Origin of the sequence: Clostridium senegalense (assembly GCF_018916625.1) — a bacterium.
Lineage (GTDB): Bacteria > Bacillota > Clostridia > Clostridiales > Clostridiaceae > Clostridium_J > Clostridium_J senegalense.
Genome location: NZ_JAHLNC010000001.1, coordinates 602,286 through 621,947 on the forward strand (window position 1 = coordinate 602,286; position 19,662 = coordinate 621,947).

Sequence of the window (19,662 nt, forward strand, 5' to 3'; positions counted from 1 at the left end):
TTATTTATAATTATATTTTAATTTTACCCACTTTAATAAAATAATAAAATTATTTTTAAAATCTTATTATTAAAAATTTATTTTCATATTTAAATTCTTATTTTTCTTTAATTATCATATATTATTTTTATTTATACATATGATTTCAAATACCTACATCACAAAAAATAGTCTCAAAATAAAAATTAAATCTTATTTTGAGACATAAATTATATTTAGGAGATAATTATCATTATTTTTAGTGTTCTATAATAACACTTTATAATTAATATAGTACACTAATTTATAACTATTTTCAAATATTTCACATTTTTTCATAAGGTATCCATATTTGAAATTTGGTACCTTTCCCCAAATTACTTTCAACTTGTATATTTGCATCAAACTTTAATGCTATATGTTTAACTATAGCCAATCCTAATCCTGTTCCTCCACTAGACCTTGACCTGTCCTTATCTACACGATAGAATCTTTCAAATAATCGTGGTAAATGTTCACTAGCTATTCCAACTCCATCATCTTCTACTTCAATTATGCATCCATTTTTTTCATTCTTAGTTCTTATTACCACATTATTTCCCTCTGAATATTTTATTGCATTATCAACTAAATTTATTATCATTTGTTTTAGTTTATCTTTTTCTGCCACAACTATATTTAATTGATTAAGTTCCATATTTAAATTCATATTTTTTGTTTGAGCAAAATTTTTCATAAGTTCATAAACATTCTCTATTACAACATTTACATCTACTTGTTCTAATTTTAAATCTATCTGTCTTTCTATATCTGATAAAATCAATATATCTGATATTAATGTTGTTAATCTATCACTTTCTTCTTCTATAATTCCTAAAAATTTATTTCTTGTTTCTTCATCTTCTACATATTTCAAAGTCTCTGTAAATCCTTTTATAGAAGTAAGTGGTGTTTTTAATTCATGGGATACATTGGCTACAAATTCACTTCTTACATTTTCTAACCTTTTTACATCGGTGACATCTTGTATTACTGCAACTTTTCCAATATGTTGACTTCTATTTATGATTTCAGCAGTTCTCACTCTAAGGTATGTCTCATTTGAAATTTCTATTTTTATTTCCTTATAATTTTTATCTAAATCTTCAAATAACATATTCATGTCAAAATCTTTACATATATTATTTATGTTTTCTCCTATAACATCTCTGTCTATATTAAATATTTTTTTAGTATATGCATTGAGCATTATAACTTTATTATTTATATCTATAGCAATTAATCCACTATCCATACTTTGTAGTATTGCTGAAAGTCTATTTTGTTTTTCTTTAACTTCATTTAACGTGAATTCCAATTTATTAGCCATTCCATTAAAGCATTGCCCTAACTTGCCAATTTCATCATTTGTAGTTATTTTTACTCTTCTATCTAATTCTCCATCTGCAATCATTGATGTTATCTTTTGAAGGTCACTTATAGGTTTTGCTATTACATAAGAAAGTTTAGATGATATCCATACGGAAAAAATCAATGTTGTAATTACAAGTGCTACATATAATGCTATATATGCTTTATCAACATTTTCCACTATTTTATCTAACCTTGATATCCTTACTATATGATTTTCATATTTTTTAGCATAATATATTGTGTCTGAATTTAAATGATTACTTCTTCTTATCAAAAAACTTTCACCATATTTATAAGCCCTATTAACTTCTTCTTTTTTGTCATAATTGTTATCTTTTACTGAATCATAAATTAAAGTTAAATCATTTTTTAAAATTGTTACTCTTATTTCTTCATTTTCTAGTTCTCTAATAAAATCTATCTTATCCTTTTCCCTTATATCTCTTTCTATTAATCCATTTATGGCATTGGCATATATTTTAAAAGTTTCTTTTGCATTTTCCTGCCTCTGATAATCTAAAACATTTAAAAACAATATAGTAACTAATATTAATACTGAAACTATAGCTCCAAGTATAAAAACTGTTATTTTTCTTTTCATAGATCCATTAGATTTCGTTTTTTTCATAATTAAATCTATATCCTATTCCTCTTATAGTTTGAATATATTTAGGATTTTTATCATCTTTCTCTATCTTCTGTCTTAAGTGTCTTATATGAACATCTACTGTTCTAGTTTCTCCAACATATTCATAACCCCAAATTTTATCAAGTAACACCTCTCTAGTTACTACCTTACCTTCATTTTTTATAAGAATTTCAAGCAACTCAAATTCTTTAAGAGTTAATTCAATTCTTTGTCCATCTATTTTTACTTCATGCTTATCAAAATTAATAGTAATATTGTCAAATTTAAAATTAGAGTTATCCTTCTTGCTTCCTGTTCGTCTTAATATAGCTTTTACTCTAGCAACTAATTCTCTTACTGAAAATGGTTTAGTAATATAATCATCTGCACCTAATTCTAATCCTAATATTTTATCTATTTCTTCACCTTTAGCCGTTATCATTATTATAGGTATTTCACAAATTTCTGGATCTTTTCTAATAATCCTACATACCTCTAATCCATCAATTCCAGGTAACATAAGATCTAATAATATTAAGTCTGGATGATTTTCTTTTACATATTTCAATGCTAAATCACCAGTGTTAGCTGTAATTACATTACAACCTTCCTTTTTTAAATTAAATTTTATAAGTTCTAATATATGTTCTTCATCATCAACAACTAAAATTTTTTTTTCCGCCATAAAATTGCTATTTCATATATACAAATGAAAATAGCCTACCCTCCCTCTCATCTATTTTTCTATAAGAGTATAATTTATACTTCTTACAGCAATAAGTACAAAGTTTAATTGTATTTATATTTTCTTTTTTCACTCCTATTAAATCCAATTGAGCAAAAATGCATTTTTCTAAATCTAAATATCTTCCTTGATTTATATTTATGTTTTTATAAATATCTACCTCTTTAAATTTTTCAATAAGCTCCTCACTAACTTCATAACAACATGATCTGTTATGTGGTCCTATATATACATTTAAATCTTTAGGATCTATATTATAATCTTTTATCATCTTATTTATAGTTTTCAATACTATTTTTTCATATGTACCTTTCCACCCACTATGTATAGCAGCTATAACTTTCTCTTTATTATCTACAATAATAACAGGAACACAATCAGCTGTAAATATCCCTATTCCTATATTTTTTTTGTTAGTTATAATACTATCTCCATCTAATTCTTTTATAGATTTTTCATTATAACTATATATTATATCACTATGAATTTGATTTAAGTATTCTAATTTATCTAACTTAAAAAATTTCTTTACTTTATATAAATTTTCTAAACCTACATTTAAATTTTTATTTAAATTTAATCCTTGTTTTGCAGTGGAAAATATTATTTCTGCACAGTCATTTTGAAAAGCTAAGAATTCATAACCATTCATATTTTTAATTTCCATTTTATCTTCCCCTTTTTTCTAAAAACTATAAAAGTATATTAAAATAAAATATATTCAAATTACGTATTGGATTTAGATTCCCATATATAAAAATAAAACACTACAAAAATTATAGTGTTTTATTTTAAATTTCTTAATTTATCAATTTCCTGAATAAAAGTATCTATATCATCAAACTGCCTATATACAGATGCAAATCTAACATATGCAACTTCATCTATATACTTTAATTTTTCAAGAACCATTTCTCCCAATTCTTCAGATTTTATTTCTACCATCATTTTATTATTTAAACTTTTCTCTATATCATTAGCTATATCTTCTATAATAGCCCTTGTTACTGGTCTCTTTTGACAAGCAGTAACTATACCTCTTATTAACTTTTCTCTATTAAAAAATTCCCTATGCTGGCCTCTTTTAATTACTAATATAGGCATTTCTTCTATTTTTTCATATGTAGTATACCTTTTATTACAAGAAAGACATTCTCTTCTTCTTCTTATAGCCAAATTATCCTCAGTTGATCTAGAATCTACAACTTTACTGTCTTCGCTACTACAAAATGGACATCTCACATCAATTCACTACTTTCCTAAAGAATTTATTATATTCTTATTATACACATATTAAAATAAATTTCTATAAAATTTTTATAAATTTATTTTATTCATCCAAACTTATTATTCCATCACCATCAATTAATATTACATCCAATCCTATTTTCCTTATCTTTTCCCAAGGTATTTCTATATCAGTATTCTTCATAAACCATCCAGTTTTTTGAGTAGGAAGTACTATTGATGTTACTCTATACTCATCACAATTTATTCTCAAATCCTTTATAAAGCCTAGTTTAGCTCCAGTGTTTATATCTATTACCTCCATCATTTTCAAGCTATTTATAGCATACATTGAATTTTCCATTTATCTCCCACTCCTTTATTTAGTGCTTTATTTAAATTAATAACCTCTATAGAGAAACAGACTCAGGTTTAAATTTATTCACTAATTTTATTTATTATTAAATTCTAAGTAATTTGGAGCATGTTTCACTATTTTAGATATCCAAGTTTTGTAATGTACAAATTTTATAATTTAAAATCTATACTAACTAGCTTGTACTATTTATATGTTAATAAGAAAATTTATATTCCATTTTATAAAAAAATAGAGCCTTTTTAGGCTCTAAACGTATTTTCTCATATGTTTTAATGCTGTTTTTTCTAATCTTGATACTTGAGCTTGAGATATTCCAATTTCATCTGCTACTTCCATTTGAGTTCTACCATCAAAAAATCTTAAATTTAATATTAATTTTTCTCTATCAGTCAACTTCTTCATTGCTTCTTTTATAGATATATTTTCAAGCCAACTATCATCTAAATTTTTACTATCACTTACTTGATCCATAACATAAATGGCATCTCCTCCATCATGATAAATCGGTTCAAATAATGAAACTGGATCTTGGATAGCATCTAAAGCAAAGACCACTTCTTCTTTAGGTATCTCTAATTCTTTAGCTATTTGAGATACTGTCGGTTCCTTATTATCTTTATTTACTAGTCTATCTCTAACTTGGAGTGCCTTGTATGCAATATCTCTAAGGGATCTACTAACTCTAATTGAGTTATTATCCCTTAAATACCTCCTAATTTCTCCAATAATCATAGGCACAGCATAAGTAGAAAATTTTACATTTTGACTTAAGTCAAAGTTATCAATTGCTTTTATAAGACCTATGCACCCAACTTGGAATAAATCATCTACATTTTCACCTCTGTTATTAAATCTTTGTATAACACTAAGAACTAATCTTAAATTGCCTTTGATAAATTTTTCTCTACAGCTATCATCTCCATTTTGCATTTTAAAAAGTAGTTCTCTCATCTCCTTTTCTTTTAATACTGGCAATTTCGATGTATTTACTCCACATATTTCTACTTTGTTTATTATCATAAGGTCATCATTCCCTTCAGAGTAATTGCATTTTAATTATTTCCTGATGTAATAATTTTTATACTCGGGACAAACCTTATAACATTTTATTAATTTCTTTTTTTAATCTTTTTATTATTCTTTTTTCAAGTCTAGATATATAAGACTGTGATATTCCTAGCATATCAGCAACTTCCTTTTGTGTTTTTTCATTACATCCATTTAATCCAAATCTTAATTCTACAATTTCTTTTTCTCTATCATTTAATCTATCCATTGCCAATAACAATAATTGTTTATCCACTTCATCTTCTATAAGATTATATACAATATCATTTTCAGTACCTAAAATATCTGATAACAATAATTCATTACCATCCCAATCTATATTTAATGGTTCATAAAAAGATATTTCTGTCTTTATTTTACTATTTCTTCTTAAATACATTAAAATTTCATTCTCTATGCATCTAGATGCATATGTAGCAAGCTTTATTTTTTTTTCTGGATCAAAAGTATTTACAGCTTTAATAAGCCCTATAGTTCCAACTGAAATTAGATCTTCAACATTAACTCCTGTATTTTCAAATTTCCTTGCTATATAAACAACCAGTCTCAAATTTCTTTCTATTAAAGTCGCTCTTATATTTTCATCTCCACCTACTAATTGTTTTACCAATTCCTCTTCTTCTTCCTTGGTAAGCGGTGGTGGTAATGCATCACTTCCCCCGATATAATAAATATTATTTTTAAAAAATTTAAACTTACCTAAAAAACTACTTACCTTTTCAACAATCCTTTTTAAAAACATCTTTAAGTTCAAAAATACCCCTCCTCTATTAAACTAAAATTCCCCTAGGCAATAATGCACCATAATCTTTGCTGTAGCTTAATTGATTATCACAGTACGCTAAAATTACTTCCTTAGTTATTTTTTGTCCATTTTCATTAATGATCACACTGTCTGGCTTAAACCCTTGTAATTTTCCTAAATTACCATTTACCACCGAATAGGTTATTGAATATTTTATATAATCTTTTATATCTACCCCCTCTAATATATTTTTTTGAACTACTATAACTGGCAAATTGGTTATAGGCTCCCTAAGTTCATTTCCTGTATCTAAAAAACCTTTAAATTTTATATTTTTTTCTTTTATCAATACATCTACATCATATATATACTGATGCATTAATTTTCTATCCTTTATATAAAAAACTAATCTATCAATAATTAAATAAATAGCCATTACTGATAAAGCTAATTTTTTGTAATTAAATTTGAATATATAATTATTGATACCTTTATTGCCTATGGAAAAATAAAATGTAGTTCCTGCTAAAACCATAGAATATCCTATATAAATTAAAGTTCCTTTCAAGTAAAATTTTTTATTATTGGTACAAATTAAAATCATTAGAAATGCAACTAAAACGCTTGTTATTTTATTATTTAAAAATCTCAGTGCTGGAAATATTATGACAATTACATATAAACTCCCTAAAAATGCAGCTAATATCTGTCGTTTCAAAGTACATCGTTTTTTAATTGTACGAAATGTTATTTGAAGTAGAAATAAATTCACTAAAAAGTTTTCTAATATTAGTTCATCTAAATACAAAACCAAATTTACTCACTCCTTTATACTTATTATACATATACATAGTGGTAAATTTTGTAAAAACTCACAACTGTATTTTTCTATATTAATTGTCTTTTTCGTCAAATTGCATAATATTTTCACTTTTTCCTTTATCAATATATACAAAGTCTCTTAATATAATCAAAAAAATAGTAAATTCTTAAACTTATATGGGAATAAAAAATAATTAATCTTTTGTTAATATAGGCATAAAAAAAAGAAGAAACTTTAGTTTCTTCTTTTCTCATTTATATTATTTTCTTATATTATCTTCCACTTCTTCTTAGCCAAGTTGGAACTGAATAATCTAATTCTGGTTCTTCTACAGTTTTTGTAGCTGCAGCCTCTTCTTCTTGTTGTTGTGGCGGCTGCATTTGACTATTTATTACCCCTCTAGATGGTATTTCAGTTCTATTTGCTTGCTGCTGAGTTGGAGATGGTTTTGATGCTTCATCTAATTCAAATCCTGTTGCTATAACAGTAATTCTTATTTCGTCATTTAAACTTTCATCAATAACTGCACCAAATATAATATTAGCATCTGGATCTGCTTCTTCTTGAACTATTTGTGCTGCTTCATTTATCTCTAGTAATGATAAATCTGCTCCACCTGTAATGTTCAATAATACACCTGTTGCTCCGACAATTGATGTTTCTAATAAAGGACTAGATATAGCCTCTCTAGTAGCTTCTTGCGCTCTATTATCGCCGTTTCCATATCCAACACCCATGTGTGCAAGACCTTTGTCCAACATTATTGTACTAATATCAGCAAAATCCAAATTAATTATTCCAGGTATTGTTATTAAGTCAGATATACCTTGAACACCTTGTCTTAAAACATCATCTGCTTTTCTAAAAGAATCAACTAAAGTAGTTTTCTTATCTACCATAGTTAAAAGTCTTTCATTTGGAATTGTAACTAATGTATCTACAGATTCCTTAAGAGCTTTAATACCTTGTTCTGCATGTAACATTCTTTTTCTGCCTTCAAATGAGAATGGCTTTGTTACAACACCAACTGTTAATATTCCCATAGACTTTGCTATTTCTGCTACAACTGGAGCTGCACCAGTTCCTGTTCCTCCACCCATTCCGGCAGTTATGAACACCATGTCTGCACCTTTTAGCAATTGAATTATTTCTTCCTTACTTTCTTCTGCTGCTTTTCTTCCAATCTCTGGATTAGCACCAGCTCCTAGTCCTCTAGTAAGTTTTTCTCCTAATTGTATCTTTTCTGTAGCTCTTGATAATGCTAACGCTTGTTTATCAGTGTTAATTCCTATAAACTCAACATTTTTCAAGCCTTCCTCTATCATTCTATTTACAGCGTTGTTTCCTCCGCCTCCACATCCAATAACCTTTATATTGCATAACTCCCTGTCTTGAACATCAAAATCTAGCACAATACTACCTCCTCATTAGAAAAAATCTGATAAAAACGCTTTAAATTTGGATAAAAATTTAATGTCATCCTTATTCTTCTTTAATTGTTCATCTTTTTGAATTACTACTTTATTATCTGCTTCTTTTTCAATATCATTGTTTAATTGTAAAGACAATTCCTTTATTATTCCTGTTGCTATTGTGTAGATTGGATTTGCAACTCCTACATATGAAGGCGTAACTACTCTACATTCTTTTTCTACCACTTTTTCAATCAAATCAGTTATTCCTCTATAAAGCGAAACACCTCCACCACATAAAACAACAGTTTTAATTTGATTATAATATCCAGAATCAACCAAAACTTCTTTGATTAACTTGATTATCTCTTTAACTCTTTCATAAATTACTTCCACTAACATAACATAGTCTATTTCTATAGTTTGTCCATCTTTTAAAGAATAAATCTTTATTTTTTCCCCATTATCGATGTTTTCTTTATAAATACGTCCACTTTTTATCTTTAAGCTTTCAGCATCATCTTTAGAAATCTTTAAACAAATAGCTATATCATTCGTTATAGTATCTCCGCCTAGACCAATGCTTGCAACATATTCTAATTTATTTTTTTTATATATTACAACATCTGATGTTTCTGCTCCAATATCTATAATTGCTACTCCATCTTGTACATCAGTTTCACTTAATGTATCTTTGCATACACCTAAACAATCAACTGTAAATCCTAAAATTTTAATACCTATGTCTTCCACCGGTTTTTTATAAAGATTCACAATTTCTTTAGATGCAACTATTACCTGTGAAACCACCTCCAAATTTTTTCCTAACAACCCTAGAGGATTATTTATGTTACCAACATCATTTATCTTAAATTCTAAAAGATTTATTTTTAGAACTTCTTTATTGGTAGACTGTTTAACCTCTAGTCTTATTAACTCTTTTAGATTTTCAATATCTTCACTGGTTATCTCTCTATCTTGGGAAGATAAAGTCAATATCTCTCTTTTTTCAATTACTTCACATAAAGATACCGGTATAGATATATACACACCATGTATATTAGTATTGATAATATTTCCTAGCTGGGTTACTACATCTTTGATTGCATTGGATGTATTTTCAAAATCTGAAACTCCAGATTTTTTCACACCATTACATTTGCTTGTAGTTACACCTAGAACTTGAAGCTTTCCTGCACTATCTAAATTTCCAACTACACCGCATATTTTTGATGCACCAATGTCTATTCCAACTATGTAATTGTTCACTTAAATTACCCCCCTTTTAAGAGAAGCTTCAAAAGTACATATTCAACAAGAAATCCTCTTTTCCTTTAATCTTAATTAACTTTTTATAAAATGTTTATATATAAATATAAACATCCTATTTTCAGTATAATTGCTTTACAAGTAAAATGCAATATTTCACTTTAATACTAATTAATTAAATTTTTGTTTTTAATCCTTAATTATAGAATAAAATTTTTAATTTAAAAAACTTAGTATATTTCCAAGGAAAATCACCAAAATTAAAGAATATTTAATCTTTATCACACTTAAAATTATATCCTTAATATATAATAAGTTCAATTAGAAATTTACATTTTTTTCATGTTAAAAGAGAACACATTAATTATGTGTTCTCTTTCAAATATTTTTCCCATATTTCAATTGCTTTATATCCTTGATACAAAAGCATACTGTAACCATTTAATACGCGACAACCATATTCTTCTCCAACTTTCATAAAAAGCGTATTTTTTGGTTCATAGTTTAAGTCATAGAATATTTTTTTAGAATTACATTTTTTTATACTTATTGGTGTTTCATTTGGATGATTTGCACCTGAAATTGGAGTACAATTTATAATTATATCGTATTCTGTTAAATCAAATTCTTCGTGTATATTTATAGTTTTACTAATATAAGCTTTATGTTCTCTTATGCTTTGTTCATTTCTAAGTGCAATATCTATGGTTTTTATTTTCAAATCTTTAAGTGCATAAATAATTGCTTTGGCTGCTCCGCCACTGCCTATAATTAAAGCATTTTTACCTTTTAATTTAATATTTTCTTTTTCTAAGCTTAATATAAATCCAAAATAATCTGTATTATAACCAATTAGTTTAGAATTTACATTTACTACTGTATTCACTGCACCTATCTTATTTGCTGGATATTCAATACCATCTAAATATTTTATAATTGACTCTTTATATGGAATAGTTACATTAAAACCTATTAAATCTTTTTTAGCTTTATTAACAAATATATCAAGACTATTTTCATCTACATCAAAAATTTTATATTCTAATGGTATACTATCTTCTTTATACTTTTTATTATGAATTAACGGAGAAAGACTATATTTTATATTTTTTCCTAGCAATCCACTATACATTTCCTTGCCACCTATCTATAACATAATATAAATAAATTATATATTATTATAAATATGTTTTGCAAATGACTTCATAGTTTCATTATAAATATAAAATATTTTTAATAAATATACACTCTAAATTAATTTAGTTTATCAGATTATTTTTTCTGTTTTTCCGAACTATTTAATTCCTTTAATAGTTTTTTCAATGCTCGTTTTTCTATTCTGGATACATATGACCTTGATATTCCTAATATTTGAGCAATCTCCCTTTGTGTTTTTGATTTACCATCTATAAGTCCATATCTCATTTCTATTATTAGCCGTTCTCGTTCTTGCAATGTTGTATTAATCTTTGAATAAAGTTTTTTAACTTGTATCTTATTTTCAACTATATCTGCAATAGAATCCTTATCGCTACTTAATATATCCATCAATGAAATTTCATTGCCTTCTTTATCTACACCTATTGGGTCTTGAAGATATACTTCGCCTTTCGTCTTTTTATTATTTCTAATTAACATCAATATTTCATTTTCTATACACCTTGCTGCATAAGTTGCAAGTCTTGTTCCTTTTGACATATCGAAAGAATCGATAGCTTTTATTAAGCCTACTGTACCTATAGAAATCAAATCATCTACTTCTTTTCCTGGAAATGAATATTTTTTTACTATATGAGCTACCAGCCTTAAGTTTCTTTCTACTAGAACATTTTTAGCTTCTAAATCTCCCTCCTTAAATCTTTGTAAGTAAATTTTTTCTTCCTTGTCATTTAACGGCTGCGGAAAAGAACTACTTCCAGATACATAAGCTGTCAGTAATGTAACTTCTCCAATTACATTAAGAAACCAATTGAAGAAAACCATAGTTGTTCCCCCTAATAGTGCTTATTATAATAATATGATGGTTATATTAAAAAGTAGCCTGTCCACCTTAAAAAATTTTAAAATTAATTTGAAATATTTTTCATTTTACACTCATAAATTAACTTTCTACAAATTAGTACATATTTTTACTTATACACATAAAAAAACAGTTTAAAAATAAAATTATTAATTATTTTTTAAACTGTCTTTCTAATTTATAAAATTTCTTTACTTGTTAACTCTTCTACTATTTTTTTAAACACTAATGCAGAAGTTCTTCCACCTGCATCCTCTTTGATATCTATTTCAGGTATAAATACTACTAATGAATAATACTTGTTTTTATACTGAAAAAAACCTGCGAACCATCCATCTGAGTATTCTTTTCCTTTAATAAAATACTCAGTTGTTCCAGTTTTACCACCCATATTTATACCTTTAACATCTGCATTTCTTCCTGTTCCATCTGTAGATTTTATTACTTTAATCATTTCTTTTTCTAGTAAATTAGCTGTTTTCTCATTTATTACTTGTTTTTTTTCTACTTCATCATTTTGAATTACATTATTTGCATTATCTACATACCCCTTTATTATATTAGGTTTTATATAAATCCCATCATTAACTACTACACTTGGAATAGATGTTAATGCTATTGGTGTTGTTCTTAAAGTTTGGCCTATAGATGTATTAGTTATAAAACCTATATTTTCTTTATCATCAATATTGTCAAATGTTCCACATTTTTCGTCTGATAATCCTAAAACTTTACTTGTTAACCCTTGTTTTTCAGCATAACTAATCATAGTATCACTGCCTAAATCCCAACCTAATTGAGCAAAAATATCATTAGATGAATATAAATATGCTTCACTTAAATTATATCTGCTTTTATGTTCATTACTTTTAGGAAATATATGTTTGATATCAAGATTTTCTTTTAATGAGTGTCTCTCTCTATCTAATACTCCCTCTAATACAATAGTTTTAAATACAGATCCAACTAAAAATCCATTACTACTTGGAACACCTATGTTTACATTGGAAATGTTATCATTTTTTTGGCACATAGAGAGGACTTCTCCTGTACTACTTTCTACTAAACATACACCTACTTGAGGATATTTTTTTAATAAATTATCCTTTAAGATATTTTCTATTAAGGTTTCAGCATTCTTATTAATAGTCAGTTTAACATTTATATTTTCATTAGATTCAATAAATTTCTCACTTATTATTTTACCATCTACATTTTTTTCATAAACTACTTTTGGAAATTTATTATTTTTAATCATATTATATACTTTTATTTCAAGAGAATCTTTATCCTTAAATTCTTCATCATCATAATTCTTAGGAGATGCTATAATATTTTCTAGCTTCCAATTTTTCTCTATTAATGCATCTTTACTTATATATCCATAAACTCCATTTACATCGGTATAATTTTTAATTTTTTCATAAGTTTCTTTATCTACTTCATAAGTATATTTTTTATTTTTATCCATATAAGGTATTTGATACAAATCATATTCTTTATCATAATTTCTCAATATATACATTACAGTTTTAATACTATTATCATCAGTATTATTATTCATATTTATAAATGTCATAGGATCTACAACTATATAATATTTATTTTCATAATTAAACAATTCCTCATTATTTCTACCTAATAGTTTATAATTTATATTACTTATCTTTTCTTCATAATAATATTGTTTATCTGCCATGACAGCATAGGTATTATCTTTATAATTTTGAATATAATATAACCTACATATTAATCCTAAATATATGGCGGTAAATACTATTGTTACTATATACGTTCTATTTTTAATAGTTTTTTTCAAATCGTATTTTTTATAACTATAAATTTTCTTTACTTTTCTTTTTCTTCTCATAAAAAAACACCTCACCATAATCAAATTATTGACTATAGTAAAGTGTTCTATTCCTAATTAATGTTAATTATTTTTTTGTTGTAATATTTGATCTATATTAGCATTTATTATATCTATGGCAACTTTATTATGGCCACCTTCTGGAATTACTATATCTGCATATTTTTTAGTGTTCTCAGTAAATTCTTCATGCATTTTCTTTACAACTGTTAAATATTGAGTTATAACAGAATCTATTGTTCTTCCTCTTTCTTTAACATCTCTTACCATTCTTCTTATGAATCTAACATCTGCATCAGTGTCTACATATATTTTTATATCTAACATATCTCTTAGATTTTTTTCTTGAAGAACTAATATTCCTTCAACAATAATTATATCTCTTGATTCAACTCTTACTGTTTCATCACTTTTTCTATTATGAATTTCAAAATCATATATTGGTTTTTCTACGCTCTCTCCATTTATAAGACTTTGTAATTGCTGAATTAATAGTTCTGTATCAAATGCATTTGGATGATCATAGTTAGTTTTAACTCTTTCTTCTGGAGTTAAATGACTTTGATCTTTATAATAAGAATCTTGCTCTATCATTGCTATGCAATTTTCTCCAAACTTTTTATATATTTCCTTTGCAATAGTACTCTTTCCAGAACCCGTTCCGCCGGTAATTCCTATTAAAACTGGTCGGCTCATTACTTTTTTTCCTCCTTGGCCTTTATAAGTATGTCATTTTTTTCTAATTCAGTATCAACTTTCACATTAAATATCATTTGTGCACTAGGTGCTGACTCTATTTTTTTACCATTTTCATCTTCCATTTCTGTCAATTTAACTTCTATATTATCACCAACAGGTCTTAAGACTTCTACAGTATCATTATCAAAAACTTTGTTTCTTTGTTCTATAGTTGCTATACCTTCTTCTTTATTAAAATCTTTTACTATTCCAATTATGTCATAATTTCTAATATATGAAGAAGATTCATATATTTGACTATCCTTATCTCCTAAATAGAATCCTGTATAATATTTTCGGTGACTTGGTCTATCTAATTGCTGTAACCACTTAGGATTAAACTTATACCCTTCTGGATCTTTCATATATGTATCTAAAGCTTCTTTGTAAGCTTTAACTACAGTTGCAACATAATAAGCACTCTTCATCCTGCCTTCAATTTTCAATGAAACTGAACCAGTTTTAACAAGCTCAGGAATATACTCTATCATACATAAATCTTTTGAATTCATTATGTACGTTCCTCTATCATCTTCCATTATAGGAAAATATTCTTCATTTCGTTTTTCTTCAACAAGCTTATATTTGTATCTACAAGGCTGAGCACAGGCACCTCTGTTAGAATCTCTTCCTGTCATATAATTTGATAATAAACATCTACCCGAATAAGACATACACATAGAACCATGTACAAATATTTCTAAATCTAAACTTTCTGGTATTTTATTTTTAATATCTGTAACTTCTTCTAGAGTTAATTCTCTTGCTAAAACTATTCTTTTAACTCCTTGTTTATGCCAGAATATAGCAGACTTATAATTTACATTATTAGCTTGAGTACTTAAATGTATTTCTAACTCTGGTACAACTTCTCTTGCAGTCATGATAATTCCTGGATCTGAAACAATTATAGCATCAGTTCCTAACTCATAAAGTTCTTTAAGATATTCTTCTAAGCCTTCTAAGTCTTCATTATGAGGAAAAACATTTAATGTCACATAAACTTTTTTCTCTCTGTCATGAGCATATTTTATACCCTCTTTTAACTCTTCATTGGAAAAATTATCTGCAAATGCCCTTAAGTTTAGCTTACTCCCACCTAAATATACTGCATCTGCGCCAAAGTTTATAGCAGTTTTTAGTTTCTCTAAATTACCTGCTGGAGCTAATATCTCTGGTCTTATCATTTTCATTCCTCCTTACAGTAAGTGCAATACCATCGCCCATTGGTATTACTGTTGTTACTAAGCTTTCATCACTTGAAACCATATCCAAGTAACTTCTCATCCTCTTAACTATAGTTATTTTTCTTCTTTTAACAAGATCATCACAGGCTACCATTCCTCTAAAAAGAACATTATCTGCAACAATTATACCATCTTTTTCTAATAATCTTAAGCAATGAGGTAAAAAATGATTGTAATGGCCCTTCCCTGCATCCATAAATATCATATCATATTTATCATTTAGCTTTTCTAAAACTTCTAAACAATCTCCTGGAAGCACTGTTATCTTATCTTGTAAACCATACTTTTCTATATTTTCACTTGCTATTTTTAACATATTTTCATCTCTTTCAATAGTCGTAATTTCACAACTACCTCCTGATGCTAAATTCATTAAAATAGAGGAGTAACCTATGGCAGTTCCAAGTTCTAAAATCTTTTTAGGCCTTTTAAAGTTAACCATAAATTGTAAAAACTTAGCCCCTTCCTTTTGAATTATTGGCACTTTATTTTCCATTGCAAAGTCATGCATTTCTTTTAAAATACCTATATCATCAGGGATAAGACTTCTTAAATAATTTTCCATGTATTCATAAGTAACTCCACTCATAAATATCCTCCATCTTCTTAGATTGTTAATAATAGACTAAATATTTTTTTAAAAACCTTGGGTTTTTTCTTTAACTTTTAAAAATTCATTGTAATCATCTGTAAAAAAATGTGTTCCGTCATTATTTGATACAAAATACAAATAGTTAGTTGATTTAGGATTAATTGCTGCTTTTAAAGACTCTCTGCCTGGGTTGCTTATAGGTCCTATTGGCATACCATCAACTAAATATGTATTATAAGGAGATTCTACCGTTAAATCTTTTTCATACAATTTTTCTTTGTGTTCACCTAATGCATATTGTACTGTAGCACATGATTGAAATTTCATATTTTTATTTATCCTATTATAAAAAACTGATGCTACAACATCCCTTTCTTCTGGGTTGCTAGCTTCTCTTTCAACTATAGATGCCATAGTAACTATTTTGTACAGTTCCTCATCTGAAAGTTTTTTATCATTTGTAATTCCCTCTATTTCTTCATTAAACCTGTCGTTCATAATTTTTATGATTTCTTCTCCACTACTTCCTTTTTTAAAAGTATATGTATCTGGAAATAGAAATCCTTCCATAGAATATTTCACTTTATTATCGGCTTTTATATATGTTGGAACAGTATAATTCTTAAATGATTCTAAGAAAATTTCTTTTTCTATTATACCTTTTTCCTGTAAAAGTGACGCTATTTGGGTTATATCATACCCCTCTGGAATTGTAATTTGAACTTTACTCTGATCTAAAGTAGCATCCTCTAAAACTGATAAAAATTCTTTTAAGGAACTATTTTTATTTATTTTGTATTCACCTGGTTTAATATCTGGTTTATTTTCCAAACTTTTTATATAGATTTTAGGAATTATTACATTTTTCAATTTGCCTTCATCTTTTAATCGTGATATAACACTATATAAATTATCCCCCTGTTGTACCTCAATTACAAAATCTTCATTTGTTTTAAAAGGGTCTTTTATAGTATGACTATAAAAGACTCCTCCTAATACTAATATCCCCACTAGGCATAAACTAGATATAATAACACCTTTTTTCACAGACTCACCCCATTATTATTCTATTATTTATTTTTTTGCCGCTCTTTTTCTCATTGCTGGGTCTAAAATTCTTTTTCTTAATCTTATGTTGTTTGGTGTAACTTCTACTAATTCATCTGAAGCTATAAACTCTAAACATTGTTCTAATGACATATCTCTTGGTGTTATTAATTTTAATGCTTCATCAGAACCAGATGCTCTTGTATTTGAAAGATGTTTTTTCTTACAAACATTAACTTCTATATCTTCATTTCTTGAACATTCTCCAACTACCATTCCTTGATATACAGGAATTCCAGCTCCTATAAATAATACTCCTCTTTCTTGAGCATTAACTAATCCGTAAGTTACAGATTCTCCATTTTCAAATACAACTAATGATCCCCTGCTTCTCTCAGGAATTTCACCTTTAAATGGTTCATAGCCTTCTAATATACTATTCATTATACCATTACCTTTTGTATCAGTCATAAATTCGTTTCTGAATCCTATAAGACCTCTTGATGGTACTGTGAATTCAAGTCTTGTATATCCATTTATAGCACTAGTCATATTTAGCATTTCTGCTTTTCTAGGTCCTAGCTTTTCCATAACTACTCCCATGAATTCTTCTGGAACATCTATTGTTAAGTGCTCTATTGGCTCTAATTTCTTTCCATTTTCGCTTTTAAATATAACTGTTGGTTTAGAAACTTGGAACTCATATCCTTCTCTTCTCATAGTTTCTATTAATATTGATAGGTGAAGTTCTCCTCTTCCGCTTACTTTAAATGAATCAGCTGAATCAGTTTCTTCAACTTTTAAACTTACGTTTGTTTCAAGTTCTTTCATAAGTCTATCTCTTAAGTGTCTAGATGTTACAAATTCACCATCTTGACCTGCAAATGGAGAATTATTAACAATAAAGTTCATGCTTAATGTTGGCTCATCTATTTCTACGAATGGAAGTGCCTCCGGATTTTGTGCATCTGCTATTGTTTCCCCTATATTTATATCTGCAATTCCTGATACTGCAACTATATCACCTAATTTAGCTTCTTCAGTCTCTTCTCTTTTTAATCCATTATATGTATATACGTTAGATACTTTAACATTTTTCACTGTACCATCTTTTCTCATTACTGCTACAGTTTGATTTTTCTTTACAGTACCTCTTTCAACTTTACCTATACCAATTTTTCCAACATACTCGTTGTAATCTAAAGATGTTACTAGCATTTGTAATGGCATATCTACATATCCTTTTGGCGGATCTACGTGTTCAATTATAGCTTTAAATAAAGCTTCCATATTATCTGATTCATCTTCTAATTCTGCTTTAGCAATTCCATCTCTAGCAGAAGCATATATTACAGTAAAATCTAATTGTTCATCTGAAGCTCCAAGCTCAACAAATAGGTCAAACACTTCATCTATAACTTCAGCTGCTCTTTCATTTGGTTTATCTATTTTGTTTATTACAACTATTGGTTTTAATTCAAGCTCTAAAGCTTTTTTAAGAACGAACTTAGTTTGTGGCATTGCACCTTCATAAGAGTCTACAACTAGTAGAACGCTATCTACCATTTTTAAAACCCTCTCAACTTCTCCACCGAAGTCAGCATGTCCAGGTGTATCTATAATGTTGATTTTTACATCTCCATAATGAACTGCTGTATTTTTAGAAAGAATAGTGATTCCTCTTTCTTTCTCTAAGTCATTTGAATCCATTACTCTTTCTTGAACTTTCTCATTATCTCTAAAAACTTTACTTTGTCTTAATAGCGCATCAACTAATGTTGTTTTACCATGGTCAACGTGAGCTATTATAGCTATATTTCTTATATCATCTCTAGTTATTTTATCCATTAAATTTCCTCCAAATTTCTTCTTTTTTCTACAAATCACGTACAAAATAAAATTGGATACGGCTCTTGTACCCAATTTAAATTAACTATACCTATTCTAATATTATGTTTAATAAAAGTCAATGTTGTAATGTTTATATTAAGTTCTAAATTTCTTCTTACATATAAATTTTTGACAAAAAATATTTTATTATACATTATCAATTAATTTTATTCTAATTTTACATAAAATTCAACTAAAATACACAATACAACTGTTTCAAGTCACACTTTTACAATTAATTTTATTAACAATAAATCATTTAATAACTTTCAAAGAAATTTTAATATATATATTTATTCAATTAGCTAAATTTTAGTTAAATTTTTTTTGATTTTTTTTACAATATTTCCATTAATCTTTTATTACTTTTTATACTTTAAAGTATTTCTTTTATTATAATTAATTATATTGCTAATTCTTTAAGAATTGTATTTAAAATAAACCTTCACTTTATTTTTTAACATAATTATCATAAAAATTTAAGTTAGATTTCAATTTTTTATTATGTTTTTATATATTTTTTTATAACTAATAATATTATTAGTTTTCTTATTTATTTAATATAAAAAC

At 26.9% G+C, this 19,662-nt stretch carries 18 protein-coding genes; all 18 read right to left on the reverse strand.

Annotated features, from left to right (window positions below; translation table 11 throughout):
* Nucleotides 1–304: 304 nt before the first annotated feature.
* Nucleotides 305–2,020 carry a HAMP domain-containing sensor histidine kinase gene (locus KQI36_RS02970; protein ID WP_216449555.1) on the reverse strand — a complete coding sequence of 572 codons (1,716 nt, stop codon included), beginning with the start codon at nt 2,018–2,020 and terminating at the stop codon, nt 305–307.
* Nucleotides 2,001–2,705, reverse strand: coding sequence for a response regulator (locus KQI36_RS02975; RefSeq protein WP_010292870.1), 705 nt, complete (start codon nt 2,703–2,705; stop codon nt 2,001–2,003). The genes KQI36_RS02970 and KQI36_RS02975 overlap by 20 nt, the downstream gene beginning before the upstream one ends.
* A 7-nt stretch (nt 2,706–2,712) precedes the next feature.
* Entirely contained in the window at nt 2,713–3,432 is a 720-nt protein-coding gene (gene pgeF / locus KQI36_RS02980) for a peptidoglycan editing factor PgeF (protein WP_216449556.1), read from the reverse strand.
* 119 nt (nt 3,433–3,551) lie between these two features.
* The gene (gene nrdR, locus KQI36_RS02985) at nt 3,552–4,007 is read right to left on the reverse strand and encodes a transcriptional regulator NrdR (RefSeq protein ID WP_010292871.1); all 456 of its coding nucleotides are present in this window, start codon (nt 4,005–4,007) and stop codon (nt 3,552–3,554) included.
* Nucleotides 4,008–4,095: 88 nt separating this feature from the next.
* Entirely contained in the window at nt 4,096–4,356 is a 261-nt protein-coding gene (locus tag KQI36_RS02990) for a YlmC/YmxH family sporulation protein (protein WP_216449557.1), read from the reverse strand.
* A gap of 261 nt (nt 4,357–4,617) precedes the next feature.
* Nucleotides 4,618–5,391, reverse strand: coding sequence for an RNA polymerase sporulation sigma factor SigG (gene sigG / locus KQI36_RS02995; RefSeq protein ID WP_010292874.1), 774 nt, complete (start codon nt 5,389–5,391; stop codon nt 4,618–4,620).
* 76 nt (nt 5,392–5,467) lie between these two features.
* Entirely contained in the window at nt 5,468–6,181 is a 714-nt protein-coding gene (sigE, locus tag KQI36_RS03000; RefSeq protein ID WP_042316041.1) for an RNA polymerase sporulation sigma factor SigE, read from the reverse strand.
* 28 nt (nt 6,182–6,209) lie between these two features.
* On the reverse strand, nt 6,210–6,998 hold the full coding sequence (locus tag KQI36_RS03005) for a sigma-E processing peptidase SpoIIGA (protein WP_216449558.1): 789 nt from the start codon (nt 6,996–6,998) through the stop codon (nt 6,210–6,212).
* A gap of 281 nt (nt 6,999–7,279) precedes the next feature.
* Complete coding sequence (gene ftsZ / locus KQI36_RS03010) at nt 7,280–8,419, reverse strand: cell division protein FtsZ (RefSeq protein ID WP_216449559.1); 1,140 nt, start codon at nt 8,417–8,419, stop codon at nt 7,280–7,282.
* Between the two features lie 15 nt (nt 8,420–8,434).
* Nucleotides 8,435–9,688: a cell division protein FtsA gene (gene ftsA, locus KQI36_RS03015; protein WP_010292884.1), complete on the reverse strand. Its 1,254-nt coding sequence runs from the start codon at nt 9,686–9,688 to the stop codon at nt 8,435–8,437.
* Nucleotides 9,689–10,052: 364 nt separating this feature from the next.
* Nucleotides 10,053–10,820 carry a shikimate dehydrogenase gene (gene aroE / locus KQI36_RS03020; RefSeq protein WP_216449560.1) on the reverse strand — a complete coding sequence of 256 codons (768 nt, stop codon included), beginning with the start codon at nt 10,818–10,820 and terminating at the stop codon, nt 10,053–10,055.
* Between the two features lie 140 nt (nt 10,821–10,960).
* On the reverse strand, nt 10,961–11,671 hold the full coding sequence (sigK, locus tag KQI36_RS03025) for an RNA polymerase sporulation sigma factor SigK (RefSeq protein ID WP_010292887.1): 711 nt from the start codon (nt 11,669–11,671) through the stop codon (nt 10,961–10,963).
* A 215-nt stretch (nt 11,672–11,886) separates the two neighbouring features.
* Nucleotides 11,887–13,578 carry a penicillin-binding transpeptidase domain-containing protein gene (locus KQI36_RS03030; protein WP_216449561.1) on the reverse strand — a complete coding sequence of 564 codons (1,692 nt, stop codon included), beginning with the start codon at nt 13,576–13,578 and terminating at the stop codon, nt 11,887–11,889.
* Nucleotides 13,579–13,641: 63 nt separating this feature from the next.
* Nucleotides 13,642–14,274 (reverse strand): uridine kinase, encoded by a 633-nt coding sequence (gene udk, locus KQI36_RS03035; protein ID WP_010292891.1) that lies wholly within the window; start codon nt 14,272–14,274, stop codon nt 13,642–13,644.
* A complete protein-coding gene (locus KQI36_RS03040) occupies nt 14,274–15,503 on the reverse strand; it encodes a peptidase U32 family protein (RefSeq protein WP_216449562.1) in 1,230 nt (409 codons plus the stop codon). The genes udk and KQI36_RS03040 overlap by 1 nt, the downstream gene beginning before the upstream one ends.
* A complete protein-coding gene (locus tag KQI36_RS03045; RefSeq protein ID WP_216449563.1) occupies nt 15,469–16,152 on the reverse strand; it encodes an O-methyltransferase in 684 nt (227 codons plus the stop codon). Before KQI36_RS03045 ends, KQI36_RS03040 begins: the two co-directional genes overlap by 35 nt.
* A 48-nt stretch (nt 16,153–16,200) precedes the next feature.
* Complete coding sequence (gene mltG / locus KQI36_RS03050) at nt 16,201–17,202, reverse strand: endolytic transglycosylase MltG (RefSeq protein ID WP_216449564.1); 1,002 nt, start codon at nt 17,200–17,202, stop codon at nt 16,201–16,203.
* A 27-nt stretch (nt 17,203–17,229) separates the two neighbouring features.
* Nucleotides 17,230–19,050 carry a translational GTPase TypA gene (gene typA / locus KQI36_RS03055; protein WP_010292897.1) on the reverse strand — a complete coding sequence of 607 codons (1,821 nt, stop codon included), beginning with the start codon at nt 19,048–19,050 and terminating at the stop codon, nt 17,230–17,232.
* Nucleotides 19,051–19,662: the final 612 nt, after the last annotated feature.

Bases quoted from the DNA above. Each gene is read 5' to 3' on its own strand.
- KQI36_RS02970 (WP_216449555.1), bottom strand. From the start codon at position 2,020: ATGAAAAAAACGAAATCTAATGGATCTATGAAAAGAAAAATAACAGTT.
- KQI36_RS02975 (WP_010292870.1), bottom strand. From the start codon at position 2,705: ATGGCGGAAAAAAAAATTTTAGTTGTTGATGATGAAGAACATATATTA.
- pgeF (WP_216449556.1), bottom strand. From the start codon at position 3,432: ATGGAAATTAAAAATATGAATGGTTATGAATTCTTAGCTTTTCAAAAT.
- KQI36_RS02990 (WP_216449557.1), bottom strand. From the start codon at position 4,356: ATGGAAAATTCAATGTATGCTATAAATAGCTTGAAAATGATGGAGGTA.
- sigG (WP_010292874.1), bottom strand. From the start codon at position 5,391: ATGATAATAAACAAAGTAGAAATATGTGGAGTAAATACATCGAAATTG.
- sigE (WP_042316041.1), bottom strand. From the start codon at position 6,181: ATGTTTTTAAAAAGGATTGTTGAAAAGGTAAGTAGTTTTTTAGGTAAG.
- aroE (WP_216449560.1), bottom strand. From the start codon at position 10,820: ATGTATAGTGGATTGCTAGGAAAAAATATAAAATATAGTCTTTCTCCG.
- sigK (WP_010292887.1), bottom strand. From the start codon at position 11,671: ATGGTTTTCTTCAATTGGTTTCTTAATGTAATTGGAGAAGTTACATTA.
- KQI36_RS03030 (WP_216449561.1), bottom strand. From the start codon at position 13,578: ATGAGAAGAAAAAGAAAAGTAAAGAAAATTTATAGTTATAAAAAATAC.
- udk (WP_010292891.1), bottom strand. From the start codon at position 14,274: ATGAGCCGACCAGTTTTAATAGGAATTACCGGCGGAACGGGTTCTGGA.
- KQI36_RS03040 (WP_216449562.1), bottom strand. From the start codon at position 15,503: ATGATAAGACCAGAGATATTAGCTCCAGCAGGTAATTTAGAGAAACTA.
- KQI36_RS03045 (WP_216449563.1), bottom strand. From the start codon at position 16,152: ATGAGTGGAGTTACTTATGAATACATGGAAAATTATTTAAGAAGTCTT.
- typA (WP_010292897.1), bottom strand. From the start codon at position 19,050: ATGGATAAAATAACTAGAGATGATATAAGAAATATAGCTATAATAGCT.